Source organism: Pseudomonas sp. UBA5706, assembly GCF_002419965.1.
GTDB lineage: Bacteria > Pseudomonadota > Gammaproteobacteria > Pseudomonadales > Pseudomonadaceae > Aquipseudomonas.
This window is the reverse complement of sequence record NZ_DIHC01000003.1, coordinates 23,654-40,802: the sequence shown is the minus strand read 5'-3', so window position 1 is coordinate 40,802 and position 17,149 is coordinate 23,654. Positions and strand designations below refer to the sequence as shown.

The 17,149-nt window shown below is 59.9% G+C and carries 17 protein-coding genes and 1 pseudogene; 11 read left to right on the top strand and 7 right to left on the bottom strand.

What is annotated here, in order from left to right; all coding sequences use genetic code 11:
* Positions 1 to 88 precede the first annotated feature (88 nt).
* Both B3I26_RS02215 and B3I26_RS02210 read right to left on the bottom strand, forming a co-directional pair.
* Positions 89 to 304: a hypothetical protein gene (locus tag B3I26_RS02215; protein ID WP_296254668.1), complete on the bottom strand. Its 216-nt coding sequence runs from the start codon at positions 302 to 304 to the stop codon at positions 89 to 91.
* Between the two features lie 92 nt (positions 305 to 396).
* The gene (locus B3I26_RS02210) at positions 397 to 1,299 is read right to left on the bottom strand and encodes a LysR family transcriptional regulator (protein WP_296254667.1); all 903 of its coding nucleotides are present in this window, start codon (positions 1,297 to 1,299) and stop codon (positions 397 to 399) included.
* A gap of 104 nt (positions 1,300 to 1,403) precedes the next feature.
* Here B3I26_RS02210 and B3I26_RS02205 point away from each other — a divergent pair, with 104 nt between their 5' ends.
* A complete protein-coding gene (locus B3I26_RS02205) occupies positions 1,404 to 2,501 on the top strand; it encodes an AbrB family transcriptional regulator (RefSeq protein WP_409522071.1) in 1,098 nt (365 codons plus the stop codon).
* Positions 2,502 to 2,538: 37 nt separating this feature from the next.
* Complete coding sequence (locus B3I26_RS02200; protein ID WP_296254665.1) at positions 2,539 to 2,760, top strand: hypothetical protein; 222 nt, start codon at positions 2,539 to 2,541, stop codon at positions 2,758 to 2,760.
* Between the two features lie 109 nt (positions 2,761 to 2,869).
* Here B3I26_RS02200 and B3I26_RS02195 read toward each other — a convergent pair whose 3' ends face one another.
* Complete coding sequence (locus B3I26_RS02195) at positions 2,870 to 4,114, bottom strand: AGE family epimerase/isomerase (RefSeq protein WP_296254664.1); 1,245 nt, start codon at positions 4,112 to 4,114, stop codon at positions 2,870 to 2,872.
* A gap of 233 nt (positions 4,115 to 4,347) precedes the next feature.
* Between B3I26_RS02195 and B3I26_RS02190 the strand changes: the two genes are divergently transcribed.
* From B3I26_RS02190 to B3I26_RS02180, 3 genes are all read left to right on the top strand, one after another.
* Entirely contained in the window at positions 4,348 to 4,836 is a 489-nt protein-coding gene (locus B3I26_RS02190) for a GFA family protein (protein WP_296254662.1), read from the top strand.
* A gap of 164 nt (positions 4,837 to 5,000) precedes the next feature.
* Positions 5,001 to 6,554, top strand: coding sequence for an FAD-dependent oxidoreductase (locus tag B3I26_RS02185; RefSeq protein ID WP_296254660.1), 1,554 nt, complete (start codon positions 5,001 to 5,003; stop codon positions 6,552 to 6,554).
* 32 nt (positions 6,555 to 6,586) lie between these two features.
* Positions 6,587 to 6,754 (top strand): hypothetical protein, encoded by a 168-nt coding sequence (locus tag B3I26_RS02180; protein WP_296254681.1) that lies wholly within the window; start codon positions 6,587 to 6,589, stop codon positions 6,752 to 6,754.
* Here B3I26_RS02180 and B3I26_RS02175 read toward each other — a convergent pair.
* From B3I26_RS02175 to B3I26_RS02165, 3 genes and pseudogenes are all read right to left on the bottom strand, one after another.
* Positions 6,739 to 7,673: pseudogene (locus tag B3I26_RS02175) on the bottom strand (LysR family transcriptional regulator). The gene B3I26_RS02180 and the pseudogene B3I26_RS02175 overlap by 16 nt on opposite strands.
* Before the next feature lie 83 nt (positions 7,674 to 7,756).
* Complete coding sequence (locus B3I26_RS02170) at positions 7,757 to 8,959, bottom strand: CynX/NimT family MFS transporter (RefSeq protein WP_296254678.1); 1,203 nt, start codon at positions 8,957 to 8,959, stop codon at positions 7,757 to 7,759.
* A 186-nt stretch (positions 8,960 to 9,145) separates the two neighbouring features.
* Positions 9,146 to 10,255 (bottom strand): MBL fold metallo-hydrolase, encoded by a 1,110-nt coding sequence (locus tag B3I26_RS02165; RefSeq protein ID WP_296254657.1) that lies wholly within the window; start codon positions 10,253 to 10,255, stop codon positions 9,146 to 9,148.
* Between the two features lie 228 nt (positions 10,256 to 10,483).
* On the opposite strand from B3I26_RS02165, the gene B3I26_RS02160 reads away from it, so the two are divergent.
* The gene (locus tag B3I26_RS02160) at positions 10,484 to 11,113 is read left to right on the top strand and encodes a TetR/AcrR family transcriptional regulator (protein ID WP_296254655.1); all 630 of its coding nucleotides are present in this window, start codon (positions 10,484 to 10,486) and stop codon (positions 11,111 to 11,113) included.
* Here the strand turns inward: B3I26_RS02160 and B3I26_RS02155 are convergent.
* Entirely contained in the window at positions 11,095 to 11,790 is a 696-nt protein-coding gene (locus B3I26_RS02155) for a DJ-1/PfpI family protein (RefSeq protein WP_296254653.1), read from the bottom strand. The genes B3I26_RS02160 and B3I26_RS02155 overlap by 19 nt on opposite strands.
* A gap of 42 nt (positions 11,791 to 11,832) precedes the next feature.
* Here B3I26_RS02155 and B3I26_RS02150 point away from each other — a divergent pair, with 42 nt between their 5' ends.
* The 5 genes from B3I26_RS02150 to B3I26_RS02130 all read left to right on the top strand — a co-directional run bounded on the left by B3I26_RS02150 (position 11,833) and on the right by B3I26_RS02130 (position 17,147).
* Positions 11,833 to 12,231: a hypothetical protein gene (locus B3I26_RS02150; RefSeq protein WP_296254651.1), complete on the top strand. Its 399-nt coding sequence runs from the start codon at positions 11,833 to 11,835 to the stop codon at positions 12,229 to 12,231.
* A gap of 14 nt (positions 12,232 to 12,245) precedes the next feature.
* Positions 12,246 to 13,526, top strand: coding sequence for an MFS transporter (locus B3I26_RS02145; protein ID WP_296254649.1), 1,281 nt, complete (start codon positions 12,246 to 12,248; stop codon positions 13,524 to 13,526).
* A gap of 87 nt (positions 13,527 to 13,613) precedes the next feature.
* Complete coding sequence (locus tag B3I26_RS02140; RefSeq protein ID WP_296254648.1) at positions 13,614 to 14,594, top strand: GlxA family transcriptional regulator; 981 nt, start codon at positions 13,614 to 13,616, stop codon at positions 14,592 to 14,594.
* A gap of 342 nt (positions 14,595 to 14,936) precedes the next feature.
* Positions 14,937 to 16,286, top strand: coding sequence for a gluconate:H+ symporter (locus tag B3I26_RS02135; RefSeq protein WP_296254646.1), 1,350 nt, complete (start codon positions 14,937 to 14,939; stop codon positions 16,284 to 16,286).
* Positions 16,287 to 17,147 carry a MurR/RpiR family transcriptional regulator gene (locus B3I26_RS02130; RefSeq protein WP_296254643.1) on the top strand — a complete coding sequence of 287 codons (861 nt, stop codon included), beginning with the start codon at positions 16,287 to 16,289 and terminating at the stop codon, positions 17,145 to 17,147.
* Positions 17,148 to 17,149 lie beyond the last annotated feature (2 nt).

The window sequence follows — 17,149 nt, the reverse complement described above, 5'->3', positions numbered from 1 at the left end:
GCCCTGCGGGCAGAATCAAAACTAGACCGCGCCACAATCCGCTTTTAAAGCGTGGCAGCCATGCCTTCGGACTTCATCATGTAACGCTTCACCCCAACGTCGACGACCCGATATCCAGCTTGTCCGAATCCTCAAACTCATCAAGCTGCAGCTCGCCAAGATCCAGCTCGGCTTCCGGATCGCGGTCTTCGTCGGCGTCGGCATCGTTGAGCGGTGACTGGTCGCCACCGAAGTGTTCGTCTTCGTCGCTCAGCAGGTACGAGTTGACGTTGCGCGTGGTGCTTACATGTGTTTGTGCATGCATGACAGGTTTCTCCAACAGTCTGTCCGGTGTCGATCGATGCCGATTCGATTGGTGTCGGCAGGCGTTCAAGGCTACTCCTGATCGTGCCGGGATCACACCCAGCTGAAAAACGACCCGCCGTCGTCGCGCAGCATCTGCGCCATCGCATGGGCTGCGGGCGACAGATAGCCTTCGCGGCGCAGGATGACGCAGATGGTCCACGTCATGGTGGTCGATTCCAGCGGCACCTCGCGCAGGTATTGCATGTTCTTGCCATACTCCAACGTTTCCCGAGCGATAAAGCTCAACAACCGGGTCTGGGCAATCAGCCTGGGCAGCAGGGAAATGGAGTTGGCCTCGATCTGCACCACCGGCAGCGGCAGGTTGTGACGGGTAAAAGCTTCGTCGACCCACATCCGTGACGACACCCCCGACGGCGGCAAGACCCAGCGATAGTTGCACAGATCGCTCATCTGAAACGACCCATTGAAGACCGGGTGGTTGCGACTGGCGATGACCACCGCCTCATCGGTCAGGATCGGATGCGCGATGAATTCGTCTTCAACACCGCGCTGGGAACAGATGATCATGTCCAGATGCCCCGAACGCAGTTGCTCGCGGAGCATGTCATCCTGACCGATCACCAACTTGAGAACGATGTCCGGCGAGCGTTTGAGTAAGGCATCGGTCAACTCCGGCAACAGGTACTCGGCCATGGTCGCCGCACATCCCAAGCGGATCTCCCCCACTGCGCCGCTAGCGAAGTCACGTACTTCGCGCTGGGTCTGGGCGATGCTCTGCTGCAGCATCTTGCCCCGGGCTTGCAGCAACTCGCCCACCGGGGTCAGCTTGATCCGGCGTCCATCGCGCTGAAACAACCTGGTGCCGAACGAAGCTTCCAGCCGTTGAATGCTCTTGGTCAGTGCGGGCTGGCTACGGTTGAGCTTTTCCGCGGCACGCCCCAGGTGACCGAGTTCGGCGATGGTTTCGAAATAGGTCAAGTCGCGCAGGTCCATATATCAACCAAAGTTATCGATTCATGATTATTAGAAAATAGACTTGATCGATTCAACTGTCGATACTTCGCGGCAATGGACGAAATTCCACCAGGAAACAGCCCATGCTTTGGAGATCCTCGTTGTCACGCTCCGTCTCGTTTTCCCTTCAAACCCTGCAGCCGTGGGTGCAATGGCTGTTGCTCATACTGCTAGCCGGTAGCGCCGGTCAGGTGTTCCGCTCTTTCGATGTTCCCGCCGCGCTGTTTCTCGGCCCGATGCTGGTTGCGATCGGCTTCGGCGTGTCCGGCGCCTCGATCCGAATGCCCAAGCATGCCTTCCGCCTGGGCCAGGGTACGGTGGGCGTGCTGGTGGCCCATTCGATGACTATGGGGGTGCTGATCACGGCACTTCATTCGTGGCATGTGATGGTCTTCGCCACCCTGCTCACAGTCGCGCTGAGCGCAGCGGTGGGGGTGGGGCTCGCGCGCTGGGGTGGTCTTCAGGGCAGCACCGCTGCCTGGGGGACGTCGCCGGGCGCAGCCTCGGCGATGGTGGCGATGGCCGAGGATTACGGTGCTGACTCGCGGGTCGTGGCGACCATGCAGTACGTAAGGGTGGTCTGCGTGGTAATGGTAGGCGCGCTGGTCAGCCGCTTCATTGGCGCGGGCACCGGCGGCACCGATGCCCACAGTACCGATGCTGTCCTGCAGGCGTTCAACCTGCTCAATCTGGGGCTCAGCCTGTTGGTGATCGTGGTCGGCGTCACCCTCGGCGCGCGCGTGCCTGCCGGGGCCTTGCTGGTGCCGCTGTTGCTTGGGGGCGCCCTGCAATTGAGCGGCCTGCTGCAGATCACCCTGCCGACCTGGCTGCTGGCAATCGCTTACGGCGCCATCGGCGGTTACATCGGGCTGCGTTTTGACCGCGTCACCATCGGCTACGTATGGCGGCGTCTGCCGGCCATGATCGCCGCTGCGCTGCTGCTGATTCTGCTGTGCGCGATGTCCGCAGGGGTGATTGCCCAGATGATGGGCAAGGACTTCCTATCGGTGTACCTGGCCACCAGTCCCGGCGGGCTCGACGCCATGGCGATCATTGCCATTGACACGCACTCGGATGTCGGCTTCGTGCTGGCGATGCAGACCCTGCGCCTGTTTGGCGTGATCGTTACCGGCGCCTACATCGCCCGGCAGGTGATACGGGTGACAGAGCGGTTGGCTTGACCCCCGCCCCCAGTACCGAATCGCCGACAAAGTTGAAATGCGCCCGCTTGGTGCGGTCAAACACCGACGACGTTTTCAGTTCCGCGCCGGGGCCGAAGATACCGACCCAGCAACCGCCGCGCAGACAAGCGCCGCTGGCGACGAAGCAATCCGGGCCAATAATCAGCGGGCCCTTGAGCGCGGCGCCCTGTTCGACGACGACAGTTTTATGCACGACAATCTCACCGCGAATTGCATAGCCATCGCGCAGCGTCAGTAGCAACTCGCGCACGATTTCAGACGCGCGAGTGACAAGCTTCCAAGGCGGCAACGATGCCTAGCTCTACAAGGCCAAGGTGTCCATCGATTCGATGAATCGCCCATACCAATCACTGCAGACGCGCCAGCGCAGTGGCCAGGCTTTGCGCCAGTGGCAGGACCGGCAGCAGCGTGGCCTGATAGGCGTGATAAAGGTCCGGTTTACCCGCCCAGATATCGGCGCTTGGCTGATTCTGCGGGTTCAGTTCGTGGCGCCAGCTGCCCCGCTCGCGGTCGATAAACAGGGTTTCGTTGAATTCCCAGAACGTGCGATACCAGTTTTCATACTGTTGCTCGCCAGTGCGCTGCAGCAGCGCTGCCGAGGCCGCCGCCGCTTCGGCGTGGGTCCAATGCAGGCGATGGCGAACCACCGGCCGGTTCTGCCAATCGAGGGTGTAGACGATGCCCGGCGCGCCATCGACGTCCCAGCCATAGCGACAGGCGTTTTCGAACAGCAATCGCGCGTCTTCCACCAGCCACGCCGGGGTCTGCAACTGGGCTTTATGCCGCGCCGCTTCCAGATGCAGCACCAGCCGCGCCCATTCGAAGGCGTGCCCGGGGGTGGTGCCATAAGGGCGAAAACCGTCGTCGGGCTTGTCGACGTTGTATTCCGGGACCGGTTGCCACGCCAGCGTGAAGTGTTCGATCACCTGATGGTGGTTGGCAGCGGCGTGTTGATGAATGACCCGTTCGACGATGCTCAGCGCCCGGTCCAGCCAGCGCGCGTCGCCGGTCACATCGGCCAGCGCCAGAAACGCCTCGGTGCTGTGCATGTTGCTGTTGGCACCGCGATAGCTCTCCTCATCACGCCAGTCGCGAGAAAAGGATTCGCGCATGGCGCCCTCATCTTCGCTCCAGAAGTGCCGGGTAATGACATGGATAGCTTGCTCCAGCAGGGCCTTGGCGCCAGGACGCTGGGCGACGACGGCAGAACTGGCGGCCAGCGCGACGAAAGCATGCAGATAGGCAGCCTTGCCTGTGTCGTCGCCCGTTTGCAAAGGTTTGGCAAACCAGCCGCCGTGCTCGGCATCACGCAGCGGTCCGGCCAACGCGGCGATACCGTGATCGACCAGCTCGGCACAGCCGGGGATACCGTTGATATGGGCCAGGGCGAAACTGTGGGTCATGCGCGCGGTATTCATGGTCTCGGCGACCGCGTCTGCTGGCAGCCGCCCTTGGTCGTCCAGATTGCCGAACCCTTGGGGCAGCCTGGCTGCCTTGGCGAACGCCAGCAGGCGATTGCCCTCTTGCGCCAGCCAGGCCTGGTGACCCGGGGAACGCAGCCAGCTGCTGAAATCACGATTCACATCGTCCATTGCCTTGTCACCTATCTGTTCGGCAGGTTCAGCCCGCCAGGAATTATTAGTCGGGGAGAATCATGCAAGCCAAGGCCGGGTGCAGGCAAGCGATTGAGGTGAAACCTTTAAGCAGCGTGGTTCATGCAACTGCGTCAGGCAACAAACCGAACGAGCGTTCGAGAAAACATCGAACCCCGGTGCCGGGTGCGGTCTAGAGCTAAGAGATCCTGTCCCTTAACGCGGAGGCCACCATGCATCTGGAAGGTTCATGCCATTGCGGCGAAGTAGAGTTCAGTCTGACCAGCGCCCACCCCTACCCTTATCAACGCTGCTACTGCTCGATCTGTCGCAAGACGCAGGGCGGAGGCGGTTACTCGATCAACCTGGGCGGCGACGCCAAAAGCCTGAAGATCAAGGGCAAGGACAGCATTGCCATCTACCACGCGAAAATGCGCGACGCGGAGCATAAGCACGTTCACACCAGCAGTGCCGAGCGGCATTTCTGCAAGCATTGTGGCAGCGCGTTATGGCTGTTCAGCCCGCAATGGCCAGACCTGATCCATCCGTTCGCCTCGGCCATAGATACGCCCCTGCCGACCCCGCCCGAGCACACGCACCTGTTGCTGGATTCGAAGGCATCGTGGGTCGAAGTGCAGGAGGCCCCGAACGATCAGCAGTTCGAGCAGTATCCGCAAGAGTCGATTGCCCAATGGCATGAGCGATTGGGGTTAGTGCGCTGACAGCTCACGACAATCATGAGTGGCAAGCGGCACGTTGCAGGCGAAATACGTGCGATCGAGCTTGTCGTCAAAGGCTTTGAGCCAACCGCTCGACGGTCCATCAAATTCGCTGAACCTCCTTATCGACCGCCTACTCCCAGAATAAAGCCTGGGAGGAACTTACAATGCCAATGCATCGAGTCGCTAGCCTGGCCGATCTTCGTCAAGATCGTGGAATTGAGGTTGAAGCTGGCGAAAGAAAAATCCTGCTGGTGCGCCATGGCGAAGAGGTCCGTGCCTATCAAGCCGAATGCCCGCACGCGGGCGCACCGTTGGCCGACGGCGCGGTCTGCAACGGTCACCTGATCTGTCCGTGGCACAAGGCAGAGTTCGCCATCTCCGATGGGCATCTGTGCGAACCGCCTGCACTGGATGCCCTTACCCGCTACCCCCTGCAGATCGTCGACGATCAGATTCACGTCGACGATCAGGCCATGCAAACACAACGCACCCTTCTGCCGGACGACCCACGTTGCTTTATCGTGATAGGCGCCGGAGCTGCAGGAACGGCAGCCGCCTGCGCCCTGCGTGAAAAAGGCTTCAACGGCCGCCTGCTGCTGATGGATCGAGAGACCACGCCCGGTTACGACAGAACGGCGCTCAGCAAATTCGTACTCTCGGCAGACATGGGCCCTGACGACACACCGCCTCTGCGCGAAGATGCATTTTATGCTGAGAACCGGATCGAGCGCATTCAGGGCGAGGTGATGAAACTGGATGTCGTCAACAAGCGTTTGACACTGGCCGATGGTCGCCGCTTTGACTATGACGCGGCGCTGATCACGACCGGCGGTGAGCCTCGCGCCCTGCCTCTGCTTGGCGCCGATCTTGCGCAAGTGCTAACGCTGCGCTCCCGGGACGATGCGAAAAAGATTCTCACTGCCGCCACCCCTGGCAAACAGGCGCTGATCGTCGGCGACAGCTTTATCGGGCTGGAGGCTGCATCTGCCCTGCGCAAGCATGGGGTCAACGTCACTGTACTCGCCCGTCACGAGGTGCCGTTCGCTGCACAACTGGGTGAGCGGATTGGCAAGGCTATTCGTTCGCTGCATGAGCAAAACGGCGTGCTGTTCCGCACCCACGTCGACGTCAGCCGGTTCGAAAGCGATGCGGATTCGCAAGACAGAAACCTGAAGATTGCAGTGCTCAATAATGGTGAGCGTTTGCCGGTGGACCTCGCACTGATCGGCATCGGCGTCACGCCCTCCACACAATTCATCGACGGTCTTGAGCTTGAAAAGGACGGATCGCTGGCGGTGGATTCCGGGATGAAGGCCGGCAAGGATTTATGGGCGGCGGGCGATATCGCCACTTTCCCCATCAACGGCCAGCCTCAACGGATCGAGCATTGGCGTCTGGCTCAGCAACATGCGCGCATCGCCGCGAGCAATATGCTAGGCGAGGACAAGCACTACACCGACGTGCCGTTCTTCTGGACCTTTCATTTCGGCAAGCGCCTGGACTATCTGGGGCACGCTGATGAATGGGACGAGATCGTCTATCTGGGTGAGCCGGAGACCTTCGAGTTTCTTGCGCTGATCTGCAAACAGGGCGTGGTGGCAGCGGTGGTTGGCTGCCAGCACGAACGCGAGTTGGCCCTACTCGCCGAACGTATGAAGCAACCCTTGTTCAAAGACGAAGCGCTGATGTTGATCAATCGGCTGAGCGACTGTGCGTAAGGTCGCGGGTCGCAACACTTACAGGAGAGTGAATGATGCCCAAAGAATCAAACCGTGAAGACCTGGACCACAAACCGGAAAATGCCAGCAAGGTCGGCGAAAAACACAAGCAGGCCAACCAGCAAGGCGAACAAACTCGACGTCCAGAACCGCCTAAAGTCCAGGATCAGGATAAGGAGCGCAATCAGAACAAACCCTGATCTGCGCACACGCCCAGAATCTGCTCGCGAAGCCAGCCATTGGCTTGGTCCTGGTTGGCACGCTCGCTCCAGACCATTTCCAGTGAAAACGTGGGCAGATCGTTCGGCAACTCTCGCACCGCCAGCCATGGCGGCGTGCCCAGTACGGCGAGAATACGTCGGGGCAGCGTGAGGAAGCGGTCGGTGCCCTCCACCAGTTGCAGCGCCGAGCCATAGGTATTCGCGCGGGCCGCGATGTGCCGTTCTCTGCCCTGACCAGTCAGCCAGCGGTCGATGAGATTGGCGTCGGACACCCAAGGTGTCGGATAGACGTGGTGACGCGTGACAAACGTGTCGATAGTCACCACCGCGGTTTGCGGTGCGTAATGTTTGTCCACCACGCAGACCAGGTCATCCTTCAGCAGAGTCTGAGAGTTCAGGCCATTGGGCAAGCGATTGAAACCCGGTCCGAAACACAGCGCCAGATCGAGCTGCCCGTCATTGAGTGCGTCTAACGGCAGATCCTTCTCGGGTTGAAGCACGTTGATCACCACCTGATGGTCGCCGGCAACAAAGCGGCGCACCAAGGGCGGCAGAATCAGCAGCTCAAAATATTCCGGAGCGCTCACACTGAAGGTCCACGCCCGGCTGCCGGGATCGAACGTGCGCAGGCCTGAGTGGCATAGGTTGAGCGAGTGCAGGATCTGCTGTACATGGCCGAACATCGCCGCGGCCTTGCGCGTGGCTGCATCCCGCTGCGCGTGCTGATGAACAATTCGTCTTCAAAGCCCACTCGCAACTTTTTCAGACAATAACTGACCGTCGACGGGCTAACGTGCAAGACGTCGGAGACTTCGGTGAGCGTGGCGCGCTCGTACACCGCGACGAACACCATCAGGTCTTGAACGTCGATTTTCCTCAGGGAGTTACTGCTCAGCATCGTATCCGTCCTTTGAGCCCCCCCGGCTGCGAGGCTGGGTAGAAACGGCGCACCATAGCATCAAACCCGCAGCCACCGACCCTTCATTCAAGACGTTGCCGGTAGTGCCTTGGATCGAAACGCACAACGATCAACAACATCAGCACGATCACTGTCAGCAGCGACCACCAAGCGCCTTCGAAGCTGCCGGTGATGTCGCGAATCATCCCTGCCAACAACGGCGACAGCCCGGCAATCAGGTAACCGATGCCTTGAACGAACGCAGTCAGTGCGCCTGCCCGACGCGGTTCATCAAGGTGATCCATCGAGACGATCAGGCTCATCGGGAACAGACCGCCAATACCCATACCCAACAGGCACGGCCAGATCAGCGGCAGTGTCCGGGGAATGAGGGTCAGCCCGCAAAAACCGGCAGCCATCAAGATCAGTAGTACCGCTATGACCAACCGCCGGTCGCGACTACGGTTGGCGAGGGCAGGCGCTATGAGGCCGGACAGGACTTCCATCGCAGTCAGAAACCCCAGCACCAGCCCCGCGTCCTGTTCGCTCCAGCCCTGCTCGACGTAGTACGGCGCCAGCCAGGCCAATACGCAGGTGTAAGACGCAGTGCCCAGGCCGAAGAACAGGCCCAGCAACCAGGCCCGGGGACTACGGAAAAATGACTCACCAACCTTGGCAGACGAGGGTTTTAGCTGTGCAGGTGCTGAACGCTGCGCCATCCAGACCAGTAGAGCGACCAACGCCAGCACGGCCCAGATCGCCATGCCGGCGCGCCAACTGCCGGTGCTCTGCAGCACCAACGGGGAAAATGACGCCGCCAACGCCGCTCCGCCCATGATCGAGCTGACATACAGGCCCATGCACAACGCAATATTTTGACTGAATCGCGACTTGATCAGCACCGGCATCAGCGCCTGGATCAGGGCAATACCGAGACCGGCAAGCACTGCGCTGAGAATCAACTGAAAGGCACTGTCCAGCCACAGCCGACCCAGCGTCGCGACGCCGATGGCCAACAGCGATACCGCGATGGCGCGGTCTTGCCCCATCCACTGGCCGATGCGCAGCCCAAAGAACATTGCCCCGCCCATGGCCATGACCGGGAGCATGGTGAGTAGCGATGCCGCGCCAAAGCTCAAAGGCACGTCATCCCGAATAGCCGACAGCAGCGGCCCGACGGCAGCCATCGACGGACGAAGATTCAATGCCACGAGCACGACCGCGCTCATCAGGCACAAGGCTTGAGTAGACGATAGGCCAGTATGTGTGCGTTGCGTACTTTCCATGTCGCTGCTTTGCATAGTGCTCGCCTTGAAATGATCGGATCGTCATTAGGCAGCGAGGGTCAGGTACGCGACAAACTGAAAACTGCCGAGAGCGATTTAAAAATCAGGATGGCCGGAATCAATGTTTCACACCCCTGAATGGCGACAGAGCGTTGCATGAGCAACGCCATTCTGGAATCTCGCAGCCTATCCGCGACTGGCAGCCCGTTCTGGCCGGCGATTGCAACGACGCCCACAACGTGGTGATGTCGGATTGCCGCTTTCGACCGCGTTCTCGACTTTCAGCCACCACGCTTCGCCCCGACTGGGATAATCGATGTAGAACGCCTGGCCCATTTGCGGCGTGGTGATACTGATGCTGCGGTCCCAGGCCAGGTTCAGGATCCGGTCGAACGGCTCGTGCCAGGCGTGCATGGCCAAATCGAACGTGCCGTTATGAATCGGCAGCAGCCATTTGCCGCGCACGTCGATATGCGCCTGCAATGTTTCTTCCGGCTGCATGTGCACATCAGGCCACTCGGCATCGTAAGCGCCGGTTTCCATCAGGGTGAGGTCGAACGGCCCGTATTGCTCGCCGATCATCTTGAAGCCGTCGTGGTAGCCGGTGTCGCCACTGAAGAAAATCCGCTGCTGGCCGTCGATCATCACCCACGATGCCCACAGCGTCTGGTTGGCGTCGCGCAAGCTGCGCCCGGAAAAGTGCTGGGCGGGCGTGGCAACGAAACGAATGCCGTGTATTTCCGTTGAGTGCCACCAGTTCAACTGCTGCACCTTCGCTGCAGGAACACCCCACTCGATCAGCGTGTCGCCCACCCCAAGCGGCGCGATGAAGTGCTCAGCCTTGTCTTTGAGCACCTGAATGCTCATGTGGTCGAGGTGATCGTAATGATTGTGCGAAAGAATCACGGCCTTCAATGGCGGCAAATCTTCCAGGCTGATGGGCGGCTGGTGAAAACGCCGAGGGCCGGCCCACTGAATGGGCGATGCGCGTTCGGCGAACACCGGGTCGGTAAGGAAATACTGATTGCGCAGTTTCAGCAGCACCGTGGAGTGACCAAGCCGATACACCGTGTTGTTTGGCGCGGCCAGCAACTGTTGGCGGGACAGCGGTTGGACCGGAATCTCGCCCAACGGACGCGTGTGCCGAGGCTTGTTGACCATGGCGTTCCAGAAAATACGCATGGTCTTGAAGAACCCGGAACGCTTCATCGGCTTGTGATTGCGATAGCGGCCCTCCTTTCGGGAAAGGACGGGCAACGGAGCAACGTTATCGAGGTTTTTTTCGAGCGAGGCCATGAGGTGCTGACTCCATGAAACGGGTGGAGGTTTCTGCAACGGCGGAGGCGTTGCAGAATGTTGCATACGACGCGAAGAAGTAAGGAGGAAGTTGTAACAGGATTTTACACTACACGGTGTAGTTTCTAGCTTGAACGATCCGCAAACGGAAGTAAACTGCTCGGTGTAATTTACTGTCAGTGTATCCAGTGATCCCCTGGCCTGACCCAACCCCTTAGAAGCGATGCCATGACTCTTCCGCTGCGCCTGACCGACCGTAAACGCGAATCCATCGTGCAGGCGGCCATTGCCGAATTCCGTGACAACGGTTTCGAAGTCACCAGCATGGACCGCATCGCGGCCCGGGCGGAAGTTTCAAAACGCACGGTCTACAACCATTTCCCGAGCAAGGAAGAACTGTTTTCGGAGATGCTCCAGCGTCTTTGGGCCAGGGCCACCGCGCAACCTGATGCCGCCTACCGCTGCGACGTCCCGCTGCGTGATCAACTGCGCGAACTGCTGAGCGCCAAGATGAAAACGCTCGGTGACAGCAACTTCATTGACCTTGCGCGGGTCGCTATTGGCGCCACCATCCACTCTCCCGAACGTGCGCAGGCCTGGGTCAATCGCCTCAATGAGCGCGAAGAGACCTTCACCGTCTGGGTCCGCGGTGCCCAGCAGGACGGCCGCCTCAAGGCCGTCGACCCGGGTTTCGCCGCGTCTCAGATTCACGCGCTGCTCAAGGCGTTTGCCTTCTGGCCTCAGGTCACCCTGAACGAACCGCTACTGGCACCTGACAAACAGCTGCCCGTGGTGGAGTCGGCCCTGGATCTGTTTCTTTGCTGGTACGAGATCAAGGCTCAACCGCCAAAGGCTTGACCACGCACTGCCGCTACTCGTTCGACGATCCGTCGACGCGCTTCGAGCCCTGGCGCCGCACGCTCTTTTGCGACAGCCAGCACAGCGGCAGGCGCGGTGTCCGGACGACCAGCATCAAAAGGCGGCGCCGGGGCATATTCGATTTGCAGCTGGATAGTCTGGGCAATGTCGGTATCGAAGAGCTCGCCGATCAGGGTCAGCGCGAAGTCAATGCCTGCCGTCACCCCGCCACCGGTCATCAGATTGCCGTCGCGCACCACACGCTCCTGAACCGGGATCGCGCCGAATTGCTCTAGCAAATCATGAGACGCCCAGTGCGTGGTCGCACGCTTGCCTTCAAGTAGGCCGGCCGCCCCCAATACCAGCGTCCCGGTACACACTGACGTCACGTAGCGCACATTGTTTGCCTGTCGCTTGATGAAGTTCAGTGTCTCTGCGTCCTCCAGCAAGGCATCAATGCCAAGGCCGCCTGGCACACAGATCACGTCCAGATCGGGGCAATCGTCGAAAGTCCGGGTCGGCAGCAGATTCAGTCCGGTGCTAGACAGCAGCGAATCGAGGTTCTTCCAGACCAGGTGCACGGTCACGCCGGGTATGCTGGCAAAAACGTCGTAAGGACCGGTCAGATCCAACTGCTGAACCTTGGGAAATACCAGCAGACCGATGTGCAGAGTCATAAAGTGCGCTCCTGTAGGGTGGGGATTTTCGTACTTGAGTCAGTGAACGCGCTCACTGTAGCCAGATCCATTTTGGCGGTTACGCCATTAACCCAACAGTTTCCGCCAATTCAGCGAAGATATCGCCCGAGGTTCGCCTGGAAAACGGAAGTTCCTGAACTAAAGGCACAGATAACGCGTTTCTGCATTGTTCTTAAACGTGGCTGGTTGGCTGCCACCTATGTGATTTTTACCGATAAGGCTCGTTACAATAAATCGCTTTTTTCATCATGGAACTCCGCTGTTATCATCGCCAACGCATTTTCTTACTGTCGAGGTTTGCATGTTGGCGAATTTAATTATCTGACAATCAGCTCACCGCTCCCAGGCCGGACGGGTTATCAACATGCCGAATCGAATGCGGACATCTATGTGTTTGCACTTTCTGCCTACGATGATTAACAGGCTTTCCCAGCATGACCACACCCAGTATTTCCGGAGCAAAAGATACGTCGCTCGCGGATTCGTTTTACGATTCCAATCCCGAGTGGCGGCTGCGCTTCTGGGCCATATTCTCCGGGCAAGCGCTGTCCTTGGTTGGCTCAGCATTAACCCAATTTATTCTTATTTGGTGGATAACAGATACCACCGGCAGTATCGCGACATTGGCCATTGCCGGTACGGCAGCGTTATTGCCACAGGCACTAATAAGTCCGCTGGGTGGCACATTCGCTGACCGTTATAGCCGGCGTATGCTGATGATCGTCGCTGATACAGTAAGCGCCCTGTGTATGTTGGTATTGATAGCGCTGTTTCTGAGTGAACGTATTGAGTTATGGCACGTTTTCACCATGCTATTTATACGCAGTTCCATGCAATCCTTTCAGATGCCGGCCGCATCAGCCAGTGTTGCCATGCTGGTACCGCGCAGCTTCTTATCCCGAGCCGCAGGTCTGAACCAGACTATGCAGGGAATAACGCTGGTTGCGGCCGCCCCTTTGGGGGCACTCGCCATGAGTGTGATGCCATTGGGCTGGGCGTTGTCCATCGACGTCTTTACAGCGCTGCTGGGATGTTTGCCTTTGCTTATCTACCGTATTCCGCAAATCTTGACCCACAGTCGTGCTGGCCTGTCAGGCCTATGGGGGGAGTTTAAAGAAGGCTTGAATGTGGTCTGGGGTCATCCCGGCTTACGGCGCCTTTACCTGATGATTGGCGTTTTGATGCTGACGACCTCGCCCGCATTCACATTAGCTCCTTTGCTTGTGAAGACGCACTTTGGCGGTAGCGCGCCGGATGTTGCGCTAATTGAGGGCATGGCGGGCGCAGGGATAATCGTCGGGGGGCTCGTTGTGGCCTTCTTCGCGCCACGCAAAAAAATTTCCTGGATGCTGGGACTTTCAGTCTCAAGCTTTGCCATCGCGCTGACGGGTCTGATGCCAGCCAGTCTGTTTGGAATTGCCACTGTCTGTTGGATGCTTAGCAGTCTGACCTTTATTTTGGGAGAGGCTCCGCTGACGGCCCTTCTGCAAAGCAGTATTCCCAATCACCAGCAGGGGCGGGTTCTTTCGTTGATGAATATGCTGCTGGGACTGGGTGCTCCGCTCGGACTGGCATTGATCACCCCTTTGGGGGAGCTGATCGACATACGCTGGCTATTTGTTGTGATGGGGATCGTTGGAGGACTCGTTTGCCTGATGGGGTTTCTCTCCGTCGCCATACGACGGCTCGGAGCAGGTATAACCCACGAACAATGAGGCGCTTATCGTTATGCTCGGTGGATGTGGTCTGTACAAAAACAGTGTTGACGTAGGATATTTCTGTTTTCCAGGCGGCGCTCACCCATGACTATCGCACTCAGGTCGATTCACATCCTGGCCTTCCCTAACGTGCAGTTGCTCGATGTCACCGGGCCGCTGCAGGTTTTCGCATCGGCCAATGTTCATGCGGCGCAACACGGACGTGCGGCGCCCTACTCACTCAGCGTCATTGCCCACCAAAAGGGCTGCGTCGTCTCTTCTGCAGGATTGGGGCTGCACACCCACCCGCTGCCGGCAACGCCCTCGGACACACTGATCATCGCTGGCGGCCGCGGGGTGCACGCCGCGGTGCGGGATCAAAACCTGTTGCGCTGGGTGCGCGATCGAGCGGCAAGTGCGCGGCGGATCGCCTCGGTGTGCACTGGCGCATTCCTGCTCGCCGAAGCGGGCATCCTGGAGGGGCACCGGGTGGTCACGCACTGGGACAGCTGCGACGAGCTGGCCCGCCGCTACCCGGGTGTGCAGGTTGATCCCGAGCCGATCTTCATCAACGAAGGCGCATTGTGGACCTCAGCCGGCGTGACGGCGGGCATCGATCTGGCGCTGGCAATGGTGGAAGCCGATCTGGGGCGCGGTGTCGCCCTGGCAGTGGCGCGGGATCTGGTGGTGTTCCTCAAGCGCCCCGGCGGTCAGTCCCAGTTCAGCACCGCGCTGTCGATGCAACACGCCACGCGGGGCCAGGACAGCCGTTTCGGTGATCTGCACGCGTGGATTCTCGACAACCTGGCCAGCGATCTGTCGGTTGCGACCCTCGCCGCGCAGGTCGGGATGAGCGAACGCAGCTTCGTGCGCCACTACCGCGCCCACACCGGCCATACCCCGGCGAGGGCGATCGAACAACTGCGCGTTGAGGCGGCGCGCCGCCTGCTGGGAGACAGCGCGTTGCCTATCAAACGTATCGCCGCCCGGTGCGGCTTCGGCACCGAAGAGACGCTGCGCCGCAGCTTCCTGCGCACTGTATCGGTGACGCCGCAGGCCTATCGCGACAGGTTCAGCGCAGGATGATCCATCCGCCAGGGTGATCCCGGCCAGCGGTGCTGCTGGCCGACGGTGACAATCTGCGACCCATGCTCGTCGGCAACCAGCGCTGCCACCGGAATCCCGGCCAAAGAAAGAAATTAATTTTCATAAATTGATATATTTATCTGCCTTCGTGTAATTTAATTTTCACCACGAAATCAGAGATAACAATAATGACTGCCTGTGATCGTCGCTCCCTACCTGCTATTGCGCTTTGCGAACCCTTTGCGAGACCTACTGCCGAGACTGTTTTCACCGCTTGTCCGCGCCCGACCTGAGTGGCGTGCCAAGCCCTGACTCCTCACTTTCTCTGCAAGGAACCGTCGCATGCCTCCCTCTACCGGCTTGTCTCTGTTGATCTATGCCGCCGTCGCCATCATCGCCCTGATCGTGCTGATCGCGCGCTTTCGTCTTAACCCGTTCGTCGTCATCACCCTCATTTCGGTCGGGCTGGCGCTCGTTGCCGGAATGCCTGCAACGTCAGTGGTCGCCTCCTATGAAGGCGGGGTCGGGAAGACGCTCGGGCATATCGCGCTGGTGGTTGCCCTGGGCACTATGTTGGGCAAAATGATGGCCGAGTCCGGAGGCGCCGAGCAGGTGGCGCGCACGCTGATTGCCCGCTTCGGTGAGCGAAATGCACACTGGGCAATGGTCTGCATCGCCTTTCTGGTCGGCCTGCCGCTGTTTTTCGAAGTCGGCTTCGTGCTGTTGGTACCGATTGCGTTCACAGTGGCGCGCCAGGTAGGGGTTTCACTGCTAATGGTTGGCCTGCCGATGGTCGCCGGTCTGTCGGTGGTCCATGCGCTGGTGCCACCCCACCCCGCAGCGATGCTGGCCGTGCAGGTGTATCAGGCTTCGGTGGGCCAGACGCTGCTGTACGCGATCCTGATCGGCATCCCTACCGCGATCATTGCCGGCCCCGTCTACGCCAAATTCATCGCCCCGCGCATTCAGTTGCCTGATGAAAACCCGCTGGCCAAACAGTTTCTGGAACGCGAGCCACGCCAGCAACTGCCGAGTTTCACCATTACCATGGCGACCCTCCTGCTGCCGGTGGTGCTGATGCTGTTGGGCGGCTGGGCCAATCTGATTTCTACACCCGGGAGCGCCTTCAACAGTTTGCTGCTGTTCGTCGGCAATTCGGTCATCGCCCTGCTGCTGGCGACTTTGCTGAGCTTCTGGACCCTGGGCATCGCCCAAGGCTTCAATCGTGACTCGATCCTCAAGTTCACCCAGCAATGCCTGGCGCCTACTGCCAGCATTACCCTGCTAGTCGGCGCCGGTGGCGGCCTGAACCGAATCCTGGTCGACAGCGGTGTAACCAACGAAATCGTCGGGCTGGCACAGGACTTCCACCTTTCGCCGCTGCTCATGGGCTGGCTGTTTGCAGCGTTGATGCGGGTAGCGACGGGCTCCGCGACGGTCGCGATGACCACTGCATCCGGTATCGTGGCACCCGTGGCGACGGGGCTTGGCTACCCGCACCCCGAGTTGCTGGTGCTGGCCACCGGCGCCGGTTCGGTGATCTTTTCCCACGTCAACGACGGCGGTTTCTGGCTTATCAAGGAGTATTTCAACATGACCGTGGCGCAAACCTTCAAGACATGGACGGTGCTGGAGACGCTGATCTCGGTGATCGCCTTCGTCCTGACCCTGGGTCTGGCACAGGTGCTTTAAGTGGACATTCTTTATCAGATCCGCGCGCGCCAGGACGCATTCAGCGCCGGCGAAGGGCGAATCGCCAGGCTGATTCTCAGCGACGTTGCCTTTTGCGCCGGCGCCAGCCTTGACGAGCTGGCCACGCGCGCCGAAGTCAGCAGCGCCACGCTGTCGCGGTTCGCCCGCTCGGTTGGCTGCAAGGACCTGCGCGACCTGCGCCTGCAACTGGCCCAGGCCAGCGGCGTGGGCAGTCGCTTTCTCAAGCCTGAACAGGCGCCGGATCAGTCAGCGTTTTTCACCCGGATCGTCAGCGATATCGAATCCACCCTGCGCCAGCATCTGGCGGGTTTCGACGACACCCGCTTCAAGGCCGCGGTCGCCCTGCTAACCCAAGCACGCATGGTCCACAGTTTCGGCATGGGTGGCTGCTCCAGCCTGTGCAGCGAAGAATTGCAGACCCGCCTCGTGCGTCTCGGCTATCCCATTGCTGCCTGCCGCGACCCGGTCATGATGCGCTTGATCGCCGCCACCCTTGGCCCCGATTACAGCCTGATCGTCTGCTCCCTGAGCGGGCGCACGCCGGAGCTGCTGGACGCCGTGGGACTGGCCCGCAGCTACGGCGCGAAGATTCTGGCGATCACCCTGCCCGGCTCACCGTTGGCAGAGCTTGCCGATGTGCTGCTGCCACTGCAGATCGCCGAAACCAATTTCATCTATAAACCGACGGCGGCACGCTACGGCATGCTGTTGACCATCGATGTGCTGGCCACGGAACTGGCGCTGATCGCCCCTGATGACAATCAGGAACGTCTGCGCCGCATCAAGCTGGCACTCGACGACTACCGCGGCGGCGAAGACGGCTTGCCGCTTGGAGACTGAAG

What these genes read in the sequence shown, in the direction of transcription:
- B3I26_RS02215 (WP_296254668.1), bottom strand. Translation starts at nt 304, where the DNA reads ATGCATGCACAAACACATGTAAGCACCACGCGCAACGTCAACTCGTAC.
- B3I26_RS02210 (WP_296254667.1), bottom strand. Translation starts at nt 1,299, where the DNA reads ATGGACCTGCGCGACTTGACCTATTTCGAAACCATCGCCGAACTCGGT.
- B3I26_RS02205 (WP_409522071.1), top strand. Translation starts at nt 1,404, where the DNA reads ATGCTTTGGAGATCCTCGTTGTCACGCTCCGTCTCGTTTTCCCTTCAA.
- B3I26_RS02200 (WP_296254665.1), top strand. Translation starts at nt 2,539, where the DNA reads ATGCGCCCGCTTGGTGCGGTCAAACACCGACGACGTTTTCAGTTCCGC.
- B3I26_RS02195 (WP_296254664.1), bottom strand. Translation starts at nt 4,114, where the DNA reads ATGGACGATGTGAATCGTGATTTCAGCAGCTGGCTGCGTTCCCCGGGT.
- B3I26_RS02190 (WP_296254662.1), top strand. Translation starts at nt 4,348, where the DNA reads ATGCATCTGGAAGGTTCATGCCATTGCGGCGAAGTAGAGTTCAGTCTG.
- B3I26_RS02185 (WP_296254660.1), top strand. Translation starts at nt 5,001, where the DNA reads ATGCCAATGCATCGAGTCGCTAGCCTGGCCGATCTTCGTCAAGATCGT.
- B3I26_RS02180 (WP_296254681.1), top strand. Translation starts at nt 6,587, where the DNA reads ATGATGCCCAAAGAATCAAACCGTGAAGACCTGGACCACAAACCGGAA.
- B3I26_RS02170 (WP_296254678.1), bottom strand. Translation starts at nt 8,959, where the DNA reads ATGGAAAGTACGCAACGCACACATACTGGCCTATCGTCTACTCAAGCC.
- B3I26_RS02165 (WP_296254657.1), bottom strand. Translation starts at nt 10,255, where the DNA reads ATGGCCTCGCTCGAAAAAAACCTCGATAACGTTGCTCCGTTGCCCGTC.
- B3I26_RS02160 (WP_296254655.1), top strand. Translation starts at nt 10,484, where the DNA reads ATGACTCTTCCGCTGCGCCTGACCGACCGTAAACGCGAATCCATCGTG.
- B3I26_RS02155 (WP_296254653.1), bottom strand. Translation starts at nt 11,790, where the DNA reads ATGACTCTGCACATCGGTCTGCTGGTATTTCCCAAGGTTCAGCAGTTG.
- B3I26_RS02145 (WP_296254649.1), top strand. Translation starts at nt 12,246, where the DNA reads ATGACCACACCCAGTATTTCCGGAGCAAAAGATACGTCGCTCGCGGAT.
- B3I26_RS02140 (WP_296254648.1), top strand. Translation starts at nt 13,614, where the DNA reads ATGACTATCGCACTCAGGTCGATTCACATCCTGGCCTTCCCTAACGTG.
- B3I26_RS02135 (WP_296254646.1), top strand. Translation starts at nt 14,937, where the DNA reads ATGCCTCCCTCTACCGGCTTGTCTCTGTTGATCTATGCCGCCGTCGCC.